At 67.2% G+C, this 15,435-nt stretch carries 13 protein-coding genes; 2 read left to right on the plus strand and 11 right to left on the minus strand.

The window, feature by feature from the left end:
* Nucleotides 1–8 precede the first annotated feature (8 nt).
* Nucleotides 9–1,193 (minus strand): 1-deoxy-D-xylulose-5-phosphate reductoisomerase, encoded by a 1,185-nt coding sequence (dxr, locus tag QFZ57_RS17680; protein WP_306901115.1) that lies wholly within the window; start codon nucleotides 1,191–1,193, stop codon nucleotides 9–11.
* Between the two features lie 109 nt (nucleotides 1,194–1,302).
* On the opposite strand from dxr, the gene QFZ57_RS17685 reads away from it, so the two are divergent.
* The gene (locus QFZ57_RS17685) at nucleotides 1,303–2,772 is read left to right on the plus strand and encodes a lipase maturation factor family protein (RefSeq protein WP_306901116.1); all 1,470 of its coding nucleotides are present in this window, start codon (nucleotides 1,303–1,305) and stop codon (nucleotides 2,770–2,772) included.
* A gap of 29 nt (nucleotides 2,773–2,801) precedes the next feature.
* On the opposite strand, the gene QFZ57_RS17690 is transcribed toward QFZ57_RS17685, so the two are convergent.
* The 7 genes from QFZ57_RS17690 to QFZ57_RS17720 are packed head-to-tail and all read right to left on the minus strand — an operon-like array spanning nucleotide 2,802 to nucleotide 10,896.
* Nucleotides 2,802–3,641, minus strand: a complete 840-nt coding sequence (locus tag QFZ57_RS17690; RefSeq protein WP_306901117.1) for an HpcH/HpaI aldolase/citrate lyase family protein — start codon at nucleotides 3,639–3,641, stop codon at nucleotides 2,802–2,804.
* A complete protein-coding gene (locus QFZ57_RS17695; protein WP_306631798.1) occupies nucleotides 3,638–4,195 on the minus strand; it encodes a MaoC family dehydratase in 558 nt (185 codons plus the stop codon). The genes QFZ57_RS17690 and QFZ57_RS17695 overlap by 4 nt, the downstream gene beginning before the upstream one ends.
* Nucleotides 4,192–4,983: a CoA transferase subunit B gene (locus QFZ57_RS17700; protein ID WP_373461271.1), complete on the minus strand. Its 792-nt coding sequence runs from the start codon at nucleotides 4,981–4,983 to the stop codon at nucleotides 4,192–4,194. Before QFZ57_RS17700 ends, QFZ57_RS17695 begins: the two co-directional genes overlap by 4 nt.
* 2 nt (nucleotides 4,984–4,985) lie before the next feature.
* Nucleotides 4,986–5,789 carry a CoA transferase subunit A gene (locus tag QFZ57_RS17705; RefSeq protein WP_306901118.1) on the minus strand — a complete coding sequence of 268 codons (804 nt, stop codon included), beginning with the start codon at nucleotides 5,787–5,789 and terminating at the stop codon, nucleotides 4,986–4,988.
* Nucleotides 5,790–5,823: 34 nt separating this feature from the next.
* Nucleotides 5,824–6,987: an acyl-CoA dehydrogenase family protein gene (locus QFZ57_RS17710; RefSeq protein ID WP_306901119.1), complete on the minus strand. Its 1,164-nt coding sequence runs from the start codon at nucleotides 6,985–6,987 to the stop codon at nucleotides 5,824–5,826.
* A 2-nt stretch (nucleotides 6,988–6,989) separates the two neighbouring features.
* Nucleotides 6,990–9,275: an acetyl/propionyl/methylcrotonyl-CoA carboxylase subunit alpha gene (locus QFZ57_RS17715; protein WP_306901120.1), complete on the minus strand. Its 2,286-nt coding sequence runs from the start codon at nucleotides 9,273–9,275 to the stop codon at nucleotides 6,990–6,992.
* Nucleotides 9,276–9,288: 13 nt separating this feature from the next.
* Entirely contained in the window at nucleotides 9,289–10,896 is a 1,608-nt protein-coding gene (locus QFZ57_RS17720; RefSeq protein WP_306901121.1) for a carboxyl transferase domain-containing protein, read from the minus strand.
* Between the two features lie 181 nt (nucleotides 10,897–11,077).
* On the opposite strand from QFZ57_RS17720, the gene QFZ57_RS17725 reads away from it, so the two are divergent.
* Nucleotides 11,078–11,734, plus strand: coding sequence for an SACE_7040 family transcriptional regulator (locus tag QFZ57_RS17725; protein WP_306901615.1), 657 nt, complete (start codon nucleotides 11,078–11,080; stop codon nucleotides 11,732–11,734).
* Between the two features lie 86 nt (nucleotides 11,735–11,820).
* Here QFZ57_RS17725 and QFZ57_RS17730 read toward each other — a convergent pair whose 3' ends face one another.
* From QFZ57_RS17730 to pdhA, 3 genes are read right to left on the minus strand one after another with little or no spacing between them, the layout of a single operon-like run.
* The gene (locus QFZ57_RS17730) at nucleotides 11,821–13,218 is read right to left on the minus strand and encodes a dihydrolipoamide acetyltransferase family protein (RefSeq protein WP_306901122.1); all 1,398 of its coding nucleotides are present in this window, start codon (nucleotides 13,216–13,218) and stop codon (nucleotides 11,821–11,823) included.
* Nucleotides 13,215–14,225: an alpha-ketoacid dehydrogenase subunit beta gene (locus QFZ57_RS17735; protein ID WP_306631805.1), complete on the minus strand. Its 1,011-nt coding sequence runs from the start codon at nucleotides 14,223–14,225 to the stop codon at nucleotides 13,215–13,217. Before QFZ57_RS17735 ends, QFZ57_RS17730 begins: the two co-directional genes overlap by 4 nt.
* On the minus strand, nucleotides 14,225–15,430 hold the full coding sequence (gene pdhA, locus QFZ57_RS17740; protein ID WP_306901123.1) for a pyruvate dehydrogenase (acetyl-transferring) E1 component subunit alpha: 1,206 nt from the start codon (nucleotides 15,428–15,430) through the stop codon (nucleotides 14,225–14,227). Before pdhA ends, QFZ57_RS17735 begins: the two co-directional genes overlap by 1 nt.
* Nucleotides 15,431–15,435 lie beyond the last annotated feature (5 nt).

Here is a 15,435-nt window from a genome sequence, read left to right on the forward strand (position 1 = left end):
GCTGCTTCCTAGAGACTGCTGACTGCTAAACGTTCGTGGGCGCGGGCTCGTGCCCACCTTTCAGCATCCAGCACCGATTCCACCGTTACCCCGGAGGAACCTGAGTGTTCGCTGAGCACGCTGTCCACCGTATCCACAATGTCGGTGAACCGGATCCGGCCGGCGTGGAACGCGGTGACCGCCTCCTCGTTGGCCGCATTGAACACGGCAGGGAAAGTGCTCCCCTGCTTTGCGGCGTCCTTGGCAAGGCCGACGGCGGGAAAGGCTTCGGTGTCCAGCGGCTCGAAGGTCCAGGTGGCGGCCTGCGTCCAGTCGCAGGGGCTGGCGGCGTTGGGTACGCGGGCCGGCCAGCCGAGCCCCAGGGCGATGGGCAGTCGCATGTCGGGCGGCGAGGCCTGGGCAATGGTGGAGCCGTCAACGAACTGGACCATCGAGTGGACGACGGACTGGGGGTGCACCACCACGTCGATACGGTCCAGCGGGATATCGAACAACAGGTGGGCCTCGATGACCTCCAGGCCCTTGTTCACCAGCGTGGCGGAATTGGTGGTGACCATCACGCCCATGTCCCAGGTGGGGTGGGCCAGCGCTTGCTGCGGGGTGGCTGCGTGGAGTTCCTCCCGGCTCCTGCCCCGGAACGGACCGCCGGAGGCCGTGAGGATGAGCTTGTCCACTTCGCCGGCAGCGCCGGAGCGCAGGCACTGGGCAATCGCGGAGTGTTCGGAGTCCACCGGCACGATCTGGCCTTCCCTGGCCGCGGCCTTGACCAGGCTGCCGCCCACGATCAGGGACTCTTTATTGGCCAGCGCCAACGTGGCCCCCGACTTCAGCGCCGCCAGGGTAGGGGCCAGGCCGATGGATCCGGTGATGCCGTTGAGCACCACGTCTGCGGGAACCGCGGCGATCCGGGCGGACGCGTCCGGGCCGGCCACAATCTCCGGCCGGTACCCTGGCCGGCCAGCTGCTGCTGCGGCTTCCCGGATCAGTGCTTCCAGCCGGCCGGGGTCCCCGCCGGCGATTCCCACGGCTGCTGCGCCGGTGTGGACAGCCTGCCGTGCCAGGAGTTCCAGGTTGCCGCCCCCGGCGCTGAGTGCCACCACCTCGAAAAGGTGCGGGGCGCCGTCGACGACGTCAATCGCCTGGGTGCCGATGGAACCGGTTGATCCGAGGAGGACGATTCTGCGTGGCTGCATCCGTTAAGTATCCCGCACCCTTCCCGGCCTGCTTGCGCCCACGGTCCAGTGCGCCCGTGACCTGCTGCTGCGCCTTGACCGGAAGGCCACCCGGCGTAACGTGGATTGCGTGGACTGGCTCGCGTGGTTTGATGCGCCGGAGTACCAATTCGCCCGGCAGGTGCTGCAACGGGGTGTCGCGGCACTGTATTTCGTTGCGTTCCTGTCCACGCTGAACCAGTTCCCCGCCCTGCTGGGCGAGCGCGGCCTGCTCCCTGTGCCGGAGTTCCTTGCGGGGTTCACCCGCATGCGCCGGCCCACGCTGTTCCGCTGGCGGTACTCGGACGGGCTGCTGCGCGGGGTCTGTGCCATCGGCCTGCTGGTGTCGGCGCTGCTCGTGGCCGGGATCCCGCAGGCCGGCCCGCCCTGGGTTCCGCTGATTGCGTTCCTGGCGTTGTGGCTGCTGTACATGTCCATCGTGAACGTGGGCCAGACGTTCTACGGGTTCGGCTGGGAGATGTTGCTCCTGGAGGCAGGCTTCACCGTGGCGTTCCTGGGATCGAACCAGACGGAGCCGCCCCGGCTCATCCTGATCCTGATCGTGTGGCTGGTGTTCCGGCTGGAATTCGGGGCGGGAATGATCAAGATCCGCGGCGGCCGGGAGTGGCGCGACCTGACGGCGCTGTACTACCACCATGAAACCCAGCCTATGCCCGGGCCCCTCAGCCGGCAGGCGCACCTCCTGCCCAAGCCGCTGCACCGGATCGAAGTGGTGGGCAACCACATCGCCCAGCTGGTGGTGCCGTTCCTGCTGTTCGCCCCGCAGCCCGTGGCCGGCGTCGCGGCGGGGGTCGTCGTCGTCACCCAGCTGTGGCTGGTGGCCAGCGGAAACTTCGCCTGGTTGAACTGGATGGCTATCGTGCTGGCCTTCGCAGCCGTCAGCGATCCCGTGGCGCACGCCGTGATCCCGGCAATCCCGGCGGACTGGGACGGTGCCATGGGCGGCCCGCGGGAAACCCCGATCTGGTGGCTGGCCATCACGCTCGCGGCGTCCCTCCTGCTGCTGGCCCTGAGCTACTGGCCGCTGCGCAACCTCTTCTCCCGCCGGCAGCTGATGAACGCCAGCTTCAACCGGTGGCAGCTGGTCAACGCCTATGGTGCGTTCGGCACCGTGACCAAGCAGCGCATTGAGGTTGTGGTGGAAGGCACGCTGGACGACGACCCCGACGACAGCTCGGACTGGCGCGAGTACGGTTTCAAGGGCAAGCCCGGTGACGTGCGCCGGATCCCGCGGCAGTGGGCCCCGTACCATTTGCGGCTGGACTGGCTGATGTGGTTCCTGCCGCTGCGGACCGTGCACGAGGAATGGTTCTACGCGTTCCTGGCGAAGCTGCTGGCGGCGGACCGCCAGATGCTGCGGCTGCTCCGCCAGGACCCGTTCGACGGCGCCGCGCCGCACTGGGTGCGTGTGCGCAGTTTCCATTACCGTTTCGCCACCCGGAAGGAGTTCGCGGAGACAGGGAACCGCTGGGTGCGGACACTGCTGTACGAGCCGATCCCACCCACCTCCCTGCGGCGGTCGGAGGGACGGCAACGGTAGCTGAACGTCCGCTATGCGTCCGCAGCGGGTTATGCGCCGGCAGCGGCGCGGCGAATGATCTCCTGGGCATGCTTGAGGATGGGTCCGTCGATCATCTTTCCCTGGTACTGGAAGACTCCCGATCCAGCTGACGCTGCAGCCTCCAGGAGCGCTTGAGCGGCGGCAACCTCGTCTTCAGAGGGTGCGTAGGCTTTGCGGACCAGGGCCGCCTGGCTGGGATGGATGCATGCTTTGGAGCTGAAGCCGGAGGCCACGGCGTCGGCAGCCTCGGCCGCGAGTCCGTCGAGGTCTGGGATGTTGGTGTACACGGCGTCCACCGCTTCCTTGCCGTAGGCGCGCGCGGCCAGCAGGACGGTGGAGCGGGCGTGCAGCGCCACCGCCCGGTAGCCGCCGTCGTCCTTTCGGCTGGAAGTACCCCCCAGGGTGGCCAGCAGGTCCTCCGCTCCCCACATGAGGCCCACCACGTTGGGGGCGGCGGCGATGGCCTCGGCGTTGAGCACGCCAAGGGCCGTTTCACACAGTGCTATCACCTGGTAGCCCTCCAGCGCCTTGAGCTGTTCGGCCGATTCGGCCTTGGCCAGCATCACGGTGCGGTAGGGCGTATGGGCCAGGCAGTGGAGGTCCTTTTCGAAGTCCGCGCTGCCAACGGGATTGACCCTGACTATGGTGCAGCTGGGTTCGAGCTCCGGTTCGACGCCGGTGGTTCCCAACTGGGCAAGGATGGCACCACGGGCGCGCTGCTTGTCCGCCGGTGCCACCGCGTCTTCCAGGTCCAGGATCACGGCGTCGGCCCGGGCGGCGGCCTTCTGGTAGCGCTCAGGCCGGTCGGCGGGGCAGAAAAGCAGCGCGGGTCCCATCACGAAAGTCATACCGGCATTGTCTCCTGTCCGGCGTCCTGCGCCTTGACGTGGGCCTCACGCGTCCACATCAGGCAGCTGCGGGTGGCCCGGGCCACCACGGTGCCGTCCTGGTTGCGCCCGGTGTGCTCCATGGTAACGATGCCCTGCCCCGGGCGTGAGGCCGAAAGCCGCTTGCCGGTGATGACGGTCTCCGTGTAGAGGGTGTCCCCGTGGTAGAGCGGGTGCGGGAAGGAGACGTCCGTCAGGCCCAGCTGGGCGATGATGGTCCCCTGGGTGAGCTGGGTGACGGACTGGCCCACCATGGTGGCAAGGGTGAACATCGAATTCATCAGCCGCCGGCCGAAAGGCTGCCCCGCGCTCCAGGCGGCATCCAGGTGCAGCGCCTGGGTGTTCATGGTGAGCGTGGTGAAGAGGACATTGTCGGTTTCGGTCACGGTGCGTCCCGGGCGGTGGGCGTACACCACGCCTTCCTCCAGCTCGTCGAAGTACAGCCCGCGCTGCTCGATGACGCGCCTACCGCCGCCGTCCTTCTGCAGGGAAGCCGGACCGTTGCCGTCCGTCATACCGTGAGTTCCCGGTCTTCCTCGAACAGGTCCGCGCCGGTGGCCGCCACCACGTCCTCGGCCGAGACGTTGGGGGCCAGTTCCCGCAGCACCAGCCTGGAAGCGCCGCCGTCCTTCACCACGTCGATCACTGCGAGGTCCGTGATGATCCGGTCCACGCAGCCCTTCCCGGTCAGCGGGAGCGAGCACTCCTGGACGATCTTGGGGTTGCCGTTGCGGTCCACATGCTCCATCATCACGATCACCCGCTTGGCGCCAAACACCAGGTCCATGGCGCCGCCCATGCCCTTGACCATCTTCCCTGGGATCATCCAGTTGGCCAGGTCACCGTTGGCGGCCACCTCCATGGCGCCCAGGACAGCGAGGTCCACGTGGCCGCCGCGGATCATGCCAAAGGATGTGGCGGAGTCGAAAAAAGCGGCGCCCCTGTTGACCGTCACGGTTTCCTTGCCGGCGTTGATCAGGTCCGGATCCACCGCGTCTTCAACGGGATAGGGCCCGACGCCGAGGATCCCGTTTTCCGAGTGAAGCACCACTTCCACCCCCTCGGGGATGTAGTTGGGAATCAGTGTGGGCATCCCGATCCCCAGGTTCACGTACTGGCCGTTGCGGAGTTCCCGGGCAACCCGGGCGGCGAGTTCGTTGCGCGTCCAGCCCTTCGTTTCCACAGCGGATGTTGAATCACCCGGCCCAGCATGCTGCTGGGAACCGGTCCTCCGGTATTCGGGGCGTACGGCTTCGGGCCGCGGGGCTTCGGGGCTGTTGGGATCCGTGCTCTTGGGAACCATGGTCATGCTCCTGCCTGCTGGTCGCTGCCGGGGGTTCGTCCTCCCGCGGGCGGTGCCGTGAGGGCAACCGTCCGCTTTTCGATCCGTTTCTCCCCGTCCCGCGCCAGGACGACCCGCTGGACGAAGATACCGGGGGTATGGATGTGTTCGGGGTCGAGTTCGCCGGGCTCCACGAGTTCCTCCACCTCGGCGATGGTGATCCTTCCGGCCATGGCACACAGCGGGTTGAAGTTCATCGCCGTAGCGTGGAAAACCAGGTTGCCGTGCCGGTCACCCTTCCACGCGTGCACCAGCCCGAAGTCCGGCGTCAGGGACTCTTCCAGGACATAGTCCACTCCCCCGAAGGACCGCACTTCCTTCGGCTCGGAAGCAACCGCAATGCCGCCGTTGGCGTCGTACTTCTGCGGCAGGCCGCCGTCGGACACCTGCGTGCCCACCCCCGCCTTGGTGTAGAAAGCCGGGATGCCCGCGCCCCCGGCCCGCAGCTTTTCGGCCAGCGTGCCCTGCGGGGTGAGCACCACTTCGAGCTCACCGGCCAGGTACTGCCTGGCGAACTCCTTGTTCTCGCCCACGTAGGAGCTGATGGTGCGGCGGATCCGCCCGTCCCGGAGCAGGATTCCCAGCCCCCAGTCGTCCACGCCGCAGTTGTTGCTGACGGTCTCCAGCCCCGAGGTGCCGGCCCGGTGCAGCGCGTCGATCAGTGCCACCGGAATTCCGCAGAGACCGAATCCGCCCACCGCCAGCGAGGCGCCGTCCGGGATGTCCGCAACCGCTTCGTCAGCGCTGGCAACAACCTTGTCAATCATCGGTGATCCTCTCAGGCCGGCTACAGTCCCAGTTCTAAAGACCCAGTTCGCGGGCGATCAGCATCAGCTGGACCTCCGTGGTGCCCTCCCCCACTTCAAGGATCTTGGAGTCGCGGTAGTGGCGTGCCACGGTGAACTCGTTGATGAAGCCATAGCCGCCGAATACCTGGGTGGCATCCCGCGCGTTGTCCATGGCTGCCTCGCCTGCGACCATCTTAGCGATGGCCGCCTGGGTCTTGAACGGCTTGCCGGCAAGCATCCGGGCGGCTGCATCGTAATAGGCCAGGCGGGCGGTGTGGGCCCGCGCTTCCATCCGGGCGATCTTGAACGAGATGGCCTGGTACTTGCCGATCTGGTGTCCGAAGGCGCGGCGTTCGTTGGCGTATTTGACCGACAGGTCCACGCAGCCCTGCGCCGCACCCGTGGCCAGGGCTGCGATGGCGATGCGCCCCTCGTCCAGGATGGACAGGAAATTGGCGTAACCGCGGCCCTCCTCTCCCAGCAGGTTAGCTTCCGGGACCCGGACGTCCCTAAGAGTCAGCGGGTGTGTGTCAGAGGCGTTCCAGCCCACCTTGTTGTATGGCTTTTCCGCCTTGAAGCCGGGGGTGTCGGTGGGCACCAGGATGGTGGAGATTTCCTTCCGGATGGAACCGTCCCCGCGTTCCTTCTGCCCGGTGACGGCGGTGACGGTGACCAGCCGCGTGATGTCCGTGCCCGAGTTGGTGATGAACTCCTTGTTGCCGTTGATCACCCACCCGCCGCCCTCCCGCCGGGCGTGGGTCTTGGTACCGCCGGCATCAGATCCTGCCTCCGGCTCTGTCAGGCCAAATCCGGCGAGCGCCTGGCCGGAGGCAAGCATCGGCAGCCACTCCTGTTTTTGTGCGTCCGTGCCGAAGCGGTAGACGGGCATGGCGCCCAGGGATACGCCGGCTTCGAGCGTGATGGCAACGGACTGGTCCACACGGCCAAGCTGCTCCAAGGCGAGCGCCAGGGCGAAGTAGTCCCCGCCCATGCCACCGTATTCTTCAGGGAACGGCAGCCCGAAGAGGCCCATCTCGGCCATTTGCTTCACCACCCCGTAGGGGAAGCTGTGCTCTTCGTCGTGCTTGGCGGAGACCGGGGCCACCACGTTGTCCGCGAAATCGCGCACGGTGTCGCTGAGGTCCTGGTACTCCTCGGTGAGTTCAAAACCGGTCATGTTCAGGCTCCTTCGCCTTGGGGTGCGGTTGTGTCTGTTTCTGTACTGGCTGTCTTTGTGCTGCCTGTCTTTGTGCCGGTGGCACTGGGATGGATGGTGGCCACCACCTGGTCCGCCTTCACCAGGTCACCGGTACTGGCGGCCAGGTGGACCGTCCCCGCCAGCGGGGCCACCAGGTGGTGTTCCATCTTCATGGCCTCCACGGACACCAGGACCTCCCCGGCCTCCACCGTGTCCCCGTCGGCCACCGGGACGGCCACGACGGTTCCGGGCATCGGCGAGCGCACCTCGGGATCGGCCGCGCCTTCCTGTCGCTGGACGGCCGCCAGCACGCGTTCCAGCCGCGCCTCCCGGGTCAGCACGTCCAGGCGGCTGGACCAGCCGTCGTTGCCAAGGAAGAGCTGGGTGGGGCCGCCGGGCGCAGGGGTGTCCCACGTTGGCCTGTTGGGCCCTGAGTAGACCGGCACCAGCCGGTAGGCGGCGCGGTGGCCGTCAAGGTCGAGTTCGATGCTTTGCCGGCTGGACCACTGCAGCGACGCGCTCCGCCGCGGCCCATCGTCGACGGCGACGCCGGCTGTCGCTCCCCCGTTGGGACTTCCGCTGACCTGTACGGTCACCACGCCGCCGTCGGGCGTTCCCAGGCTGGCCCGGCGTGGCGCCGGCGCTCCAAGCCGCCACCCGCTCCTGCCCTGCCAGGGGCCGCTCTCCGGCGCAGGGCTGTTCTGCGTCTCCAGGGAGAGGGCGTAGAGCGCGGCGGCCACCAACTCCGGTTCACCTGCGCGCCGGAATTCCAGCCCGGGCAGCTTCCGTTCGATCAGACCCGTGTCCAGGTGCCCGGCACGGACGTCGGGGTCGCTGATCAGCAGCCGCAGGTACTCGACGTTGGTGTCGATGCCCAACGCGGTGTAACCCGCGAGTGCCTCGTCAAGGGCCGCCAGGGCGGCGGCGCGGTGGTCCCCCCACGCAATCACCTTGGAGATCATGGGGTCGTAATGTGCCGAGAGCTCCAGCCCCTCCACCAGTGATGAGTCCACACGGACCCGGCCCTGCACTGTCTCCGTTTCGCTTCGGGCCAGGGCGCCCGGCCGCTGCCTCGGGCCGGGCAGTTCGTCCAGCATCAGCACGGTTCCGGTGGACGGGAGGAAGTTCTTTTCGGGCACCTCGGCGTAGACCCGCGCCTCCACTGCGTGCCCGGAAAGCCCGACGTCGGCCTGCCGCACGGTCAGCTCCCCACCCGCGGCGATCCGCACCTGCCATTCCACCAGGTCGATGCCGGTGACCATCTCGGTGACCGGGTGCTCCACCTGCAGCCGCGTGTTCATTTCCATGAAGAAGAACTCGTCCGGCGCGTCATCGGAAACCAGGAACTCCACCGTTCCGGCGCCGCTGTAGTTCACGCTGCGGGCCGCATTGCAGGCGGCCTCACCGATCCGTGCCCGGACTTCCGGCCCGTTGGGAAGGCCTTCCAGCAGGGGCGACGGGGCTTCCTCGATGACTTTCTGGTGCCGCCGCTGCAGGGAGCATTCGCGCTCGCCGAGGTGGATGACATTGCCGTGGTTATCCGCCAGTACCTGTACCTCGATGTGGCGCGGGGTGGTGACCAGGCGCTCCAGGAACAGGGTGTCGTCACCGAACGCGGCGGCTGCCACGCGGCGGGCGGTGGCCAGGGCGGCGGGCAGGTCCGACTGTTTTTTGACGGCGTGCATGCCTTTGCCGCCACCGCCCGCGGACGGCTTAATGAGCAGGGGAAAGCCGACGGCGGCGGCGGCCTCAAGGAGTTCGCTGTCCGTCATGCCGGGTTTGGCGACGCCGGGGACCACGGGTACGCCGTAGCCCGCCACATGGTTTTTGGCGCGGATCTTGTCGCCCATGACGTTCAGCGCTTCCACCCCGGGGCCGATGAACGTGATGCCGGCCTTCTCCAGGGCACGGGCGAAGTCCACGTTTTCGCTGAGGAAGCCATAGCCGGGGTGAACGGCTTCGGCGCCGGTCTGCCGGCAAGCCTCGAGGATCGCGTCGATGCTGAGGTAGCTCTCTGCCGCCGGGGCCGGGCCGATGCGCACGGCAGCGTCGGCTTCGCGCACGTGGCGGGCGCCGGCGTCGGCATCGCTGTAGACGGCGACGGAACGGATTCCCAGGTGGCGCAACGTCCGGATCACGCGGCAGGCGATTTCGCCGCGGTTGGCCACCAGAACGGTGTTGAAGAGCGGCTGGGCATCCGTCGCCGCGGTGATGCCCTCATTGATGGCCGGACCGGCTGTGGCCTGGGCTGCTGGGGTGGTCTGCATGATCATTGCTGGCTCACATCCGGAAGAGGCCGAAGGAGGTCTCCGGCAAGGGGGTGCGGGAGACGACGTCGAGCGCCAGGCCCAGGACGGTGCGGGTATCGGCGGGATCGATGACGGCGTCGTCCCACAACCTCGCGGTGGAGTAGTAGGGGCTGCCCTGGTCCTCATACTGCCGGCGGATAGGCGCCTTAAAAGCTTCCTCGTCATCGGCCGGCCATTCCTCACCCGCCGCTTCATACTGGTCCCGCTTCACGGTGGCCAGCACGCTGGCGGCCTGGTTGCCGCCCATTACCGAGATCCGGGCGGCCGGCCACATCCAAAGGAACCTCGGCGAGTAGGCGCGGCCGCACATGGAGTAGTTGCCGGCGCCAAAGGAGCCGCCGATCACCACTGTCAGCTTGGGAACGCGGGCGGTGGCAACGGCAGTCACCATCTTGGCGCCGTTCTTGGCGATGCCGCCCTGCTCGGCGTCCCTGCCCACCATGAAGCCGGAGATGTTCTGCAGGAACAGCAACGGGATGCCACGCTGGTCGCAGAGTTCAATGAAGTGCGCGCCCTTGAGCGAGGACTCGCTGAACAGCACGCCGTTGTTGGCCACGATTCCTACCGGGTGTCCGTGGATCCGGGCGAATCCCGTGACAAGGGTGGTGCCGTAGTCCTTCTTGAACTCATGGAGCCGGCTGCCGTCCACCAGCCGGGCGATCACCTCGTGGACGTCGTAGGGCGCGTTGACGTCCGTGGGCACTGCACCATAGAGCCCGTCCGGGTCCACGGCGGGATCGACGGCGGATTCCACCTGCCAGGCGGGCGCGGCGGGAGGCGGCAGCGTGGAGACGATGTCCCTGATGATCTGCAGGGCATGCTCATCGTTTTCGGCCAAGTGGTCCGTCACGCCCGAGACGCGCGAGTGCACCTCGCCGCCGCCCAGTTCCTCGGCAGTTACGATTTCCCCGATTGCTGCCTTCACCAGTGGCGGCCCGCCCAGGAAGATGGTGCCCTGGTTCCGGACAATGACGGTCTCATCACTCATGGCTGGGACGTAGGCACCGCCGGCCGTGCAGGACCCCATCACGGCCGCGATCTGCGGAATCTTGGCTGCCGAGAGGCGCGCCTGGTTGTAGAAAATCCGGCCGAAATGGTCCCTGTCCGGGAAGACCTCGTCCTGTTTGGGCAGGAAGGCCCCGCCCGAATCCACCAGGTAGACGCAGGGCAGACGGTTTTCCAGGGCGATCTCCTGGGCGCGCAGGTGCTTCTTCACCGTCAGCGGGTAGTAGGTGCCACCCTTGACGGTGGCGTCGTTGGAAATGACCAGGACCTGGCGGCCGTGCACCAGCCCGATCCCGGCGATGACTCCGGCGCCTGGCGCCTCGTCGCCGTACATGCCGTTGGCGGCCAGCGGTGCGATTTCCAGGAACGGACTGCCGTCGTCCAGCAGCTGGTCGATCCGGTCCCGGGGCAGCAGCTTGCCGCGGGCCACGTGCCGGTCCCGCGACTTCTGGGGCCCGCCCAGCGCGGCATCCGCCAGCCTCTTCCGCAGCTCCCCGGCGAGCGACAACTGCGCTTCGCGGTTGGCGCGAAAGGACTCGCTTGCTGGGTCAAGCCGGGTGGCCAGTGTCTCCATCGACGATCCGTCCTTGCATGGGCCGGGCCGGCTCCGCGCCAACTCGGTTAGTGACTAGTAACTGAAATTCAGGTTAGTCTCGATTAACTGTGATGTCCAACACACGGCCGGCTTGCTAGAATCTGCGTCGGTCCGAGGAGGAAAAGTGCGCAGCACGGAAACCCGTTCCAGCGATACGACGCTGGCAAGCAGTACGGCGCAGCCCAGCAGTTCAGTGCAGCCGACTCCTACCACCCAGCGCGGCAAGGCCAAGGAGAACAGGCGGCTGGCGTTGCTGTCCGCCGCCGCCTCGCTGTTCGCACTGAATGGCTTCAACCGCGTGTCACTGGAGGACCTTGGCGCGGCAGCAGGCGTCAGCGGGCCGGCGGTCTACCGCCACTTTCCCGGCAAGCAGGCTGTCCTCGCCGATCTCCTGGTCACCGTGAGCCGGGAACTGCTGGACGGCGGGCGCCAGGTGGTGGACAGCACGTCCGATCCGCTCGCTGCCCTGCGGCGGCTGGTGGAGTTCCAGGTGGATTTCGCGCTCGGAAAACCGGACGTGATCCGCGTGCAGGACCGGGACTTCAGCAATCTGTCCGAGCAGGACCAGTCCGCGGTGCGCGCCCTGCAACGCAACTATGTGGAGGTGTGGGTGGAGGTCCTGGCCAAGGTCCACCCGGGGGTTGACGCTGCTGAGCTGCGGATGCGTGCCCATGCAACGTTTGGTCTCATCAATTCCACGCCGCACTCGGTCCGCAGCCATGGCAGGCGGATGGCGGCCGGGGTTGCCCGCCCCCTGCTCGAACGGATGGCACTGGCGGCCCTGATGGTCGAGAGCGCACCCGCACCACCCACCTAGGCCCTGGAGTTTTTGGGCAGATACGGGGGCTTGCGAGGGCCCGAAGTCCTCGTACCTGCCCAAAAACTCCAAATTCCGGGTGTCTGCTAGACCATGGTGAGCACCATGCCAGGCTCGGCCAGGATCGCTCCGACGTCGGCCAGGAAGCGGGAGCCCTGCTCTCCGTCCACCAACCGGTGGTCGAAGGACAGGCTCAGCGTGAGCACCTGCCGCAGCGCCACCTCACCCCTGTACTCCCAAGGCATGGTGCGGACCGCGCCCAGGCCAAGGATCGCCGCTTCCCCCGGGTTGAGGATGGGGGTGCCGGCGTCGATGCCGAAAACGCCGATGTTGGTGATGGAGATGGTGCCGCCGGAAAGGTCGGCGGGGGTGGTCCTGCCTGCCCGCGCGGTTTCGGCGAGCGCCGTCAGGGCCTGGGCAAGCTGCGGGAGGCCCATGGTGTCGGCGTCCTTAATGTTGGGCACGGTGAGTCCCCGGGGCGTGGCCGCGGCGATGCCCAGATTCACATAGTTGAAGGTGACGATTTCCTGGTTCTCCTCGTCCCAGCGCGAATTCAGTGCCGGGTTCCGCCGGAGGGCGATCAGGACGGCCTTGGCAGCGAGCGTCAACGGGGTGAGCTTGATCCCGGTGAATTCCCTGCTGTTCTTGAGCTTGGCCAGCAGGTCAAGGCTGGGCGTGACATCCACGGTGAGGAATTCAGTGGCATGGGGCGCGGTGAAGGCGCTCTGCACCATCGCCGCCGCAGTGTGTTTGCGCACGCCCTTGATGGGAGTGCGGGTCTCCCGCTCACCCGGCCGGCCTCCGCCGGGGACAGACACCGGCCCACTTGTCGCCGTGGCAGGCTCTCCCGCGTGCCCGGCAAAGCCCTGGACGTCTTCCCGCGTGATCAGCCCGCCGGGGCCCGTGCCGGCGACCTGCGCCAGGTCCACGCCCAGGTCTTTGGCCAGCTTCCGGACCGGAGGCGTGGACCGGGGGCGCTCGGCAGGCGTGGTTTCGACAGGCCTGGTTTCGACAGGCGTGGTTTCGACGGGCCTGGTTTCGACAGGCTCAACCACCGGGGCGAAGGTCCGGGGCCGCCGCGCCGGCCGCCCGGAACCTTCGACGACGGCGCCGTACCCCACGAGGTTGGGTTCCCGCTTCGGAGTCTCCCCTGCGTTCGGAGTTTCCACGGCGGACTCCCCCGCCCCCCGGGGAAAGGCGCCAGATAGCTGCGAAGGTGGCGCGCCGGCGTCGTCCGCCACCTCGAAGGAGACGATCGGCTTGCCCACCTCCACGACGGAGCCGGGCTGTTCGTGGAGTTCCTTGATCACCCCGGCGAACGGGGACGGAAGCTCCACCACGGCCTTGGCGGTTTCCACTTCGGCGATGACCTGGTTCAGGCTGACGGTGTCGCCAACGTCCACTTTCCAGCTGAGGATTTCAGATTCTGTGAGTCCCTCGCCCAGGTCGGGGAGCCGGAATTCCTTGATCATGGTGGCGCTCATCCTTCCAGCCCGCTCAGGGAATTGGGGCGGCCCAGGGCACGGTCCACGCCGTCCAGGATGCGGTCCAGGCCCGGCAGATGGTGCATTTCCAGCTTTGAGTAGGGGTAGGGAATGTCGAATCCGGTCACCCGGACCGGCGCGGCCTCGAGGTGGTAGAAGCACCGCTCGGTGATGCTGGCCGCCACTTCCGCACCCAGCCCCCCGGACTGTCCGGCCTCGTGCGTCACCACCAGCCGTCCGGTCTTCCGCACCGAAGCCACCACGGGCTCATAATCCACCGGGGCCAGCGAGCGCAGGTCGATGACTTCAATGGAGATGCCCTCGTCCGCGGCGGCGGAGGCTGCGTCCAGGGCAGTCTTGACCAGGGGGCCGTAGGCCACCAGGGTGACGTCGCTGCCGTCGGTCAGGACCCGGGCCTTGTCCATGGGCAGGGCGGAACGCGGGTCTGCAGACTCGTCCACTTCGCCTTTGTCGTGGTAGCGGCGCTTGGGTTCGAAGTAGAGGACAGGATCGTCACAGGCAATGGCCTGCTGGATCACGGTGAACGCGTCCTGCGGGTTCGCGACCGTCACCACCCGCAGTCCGGACGTGTGGGTGAAGTAGGCTTCCGGGGACTCGGAGTGGTGTTCCGGTGAGCCGATGCCGCCGCCGAACGGGACCCTGATGGTGATGGGCATCTTGACGGCGCCGCGGGTGCGGTAATGGAGCTTTGCCACCTGGCTGACGATTTGGTCGAACGCCGGGTAGATGAAGCCGTCGAACTGGATTTCCACCACCGGGCGGTAGCCGCGGTATGCAAGGCCGACGGCGGTTCCCACGATGGCGGACTCCGCGAGCGGGGTGTCCACCACGCGGTGCATGCCAAAGTCTTTTTGCAGGCCGTCCGTCACCCGGAACACGCCGCCAAGGGCGCCGATGTCTTCCCCGAGGAGGACCACCTTGGGGTCGTTTTCCAACGACTTCCGCAGCCCGGCATTGATGGCACGGGCAAAGGTCAACTGGGTCATCAGCGTGCACCTTCCTCAGACACGGCTCCTGCGGGATCGCCGAAGGAGGCCAGGTAACGGGCGTAATGGTCCTGCTGGCGTTCCAGCCAGGAATTGGGCGTGCTGTAGACGTGCTTGAAAATGTCCATGGGCTGCGGTTCCGGCATGGTGGTGCATCCGCGGCGCATCTCCGATGCCACGGCATCGGCCTTGTCCTTGACCTGCTGCCGCAGCTCCGCAGTCAGGATCCCCTTCCGGTCCAGGAGGCCGGCCAGCCGGGAGATGGGGTCCTTGGCGGCCCAGTCCTCCAGTTCATTGGCATCCCTGTAGCGGGTGGGATCGTCGGCGGTGGTGTGCGGGCCCATGCGGTAACTCACGGCCTCGATGAACGTGGGGCCACCGCCGCGGCGCGCCCGGTCCAGGGCAAGCCTGGTGGCAGCCATGACCGCCAGGACATCATTGCCGTCCACGCGCAGACTGGGGATGCCGAAGCCGGATGCCCGGTCCGCGAGCTGGATGTGCGACTGCAGGCGCACGGGTTCGGAGATGGCCCAGTGGTTGTTCGTGCAGAAGAACACCACCGGGGCCTGGAAGCTGGCGGCGAACACCATGGCCTCGTTGACGTCGCCCTCGCTGGTGGCACCGTCACCGAAGTAGGTGATGGCCACCGCATCTGCGCCGTCATTCTGGATACCCATGGCATAACCCGTAGCATGCAAAGTCTGGGCGCCGATGATGATCTGCGGCGTGGCCATGTTGATGCTGTACGGGTCCCATCCGCCGGAGGCGTTCCCCCGCCACACCCGGAGGAGGTCCGTCAGGTCAACACCGCGGCAGTAGGCCACACCGTTCTCGCGGTAGCTGGAGAACACAAAGTCGTCCGCCCTCAGCGCCCTCCCGGACCCGATCTGGGCTGCCTCCTGGCCCAGGAGCGGCGGCCACAGGGCCAGCTCACCCTGCCGCTGCAGGGCGGTGGCCTCCACGTCGATCCGGCGGATCACAGTCATGTCCTCGAAGAGGGAGCACAGCTGATCGTCCGTAATGTCCCTGACCCAGAAATCGAACTCCGGGTGGCTGATGCGCTCACCGGACGGGGTGATCAGCTGGACGAGGTCCCCTCCGGATCGGTCAGGGGTTTTCGCGCTTTCAGGGGTTTCCGCGATTCCGGGAGTTCGCGCGTTTTCAGGGGTTTTTGCTCCGCCAGGGCCCGTTTCGTCTGTAGACACGATTG

This window comes from Arthrobacter sp. B1I2 (assembly GCF_030816485.1).
In the GTDB taxonomy this organism is placed as follows: Bacteria; Actinomycetota; Actinomycetes; order Actinomycetales; family Micrococcaceae; genus Arthrobacter.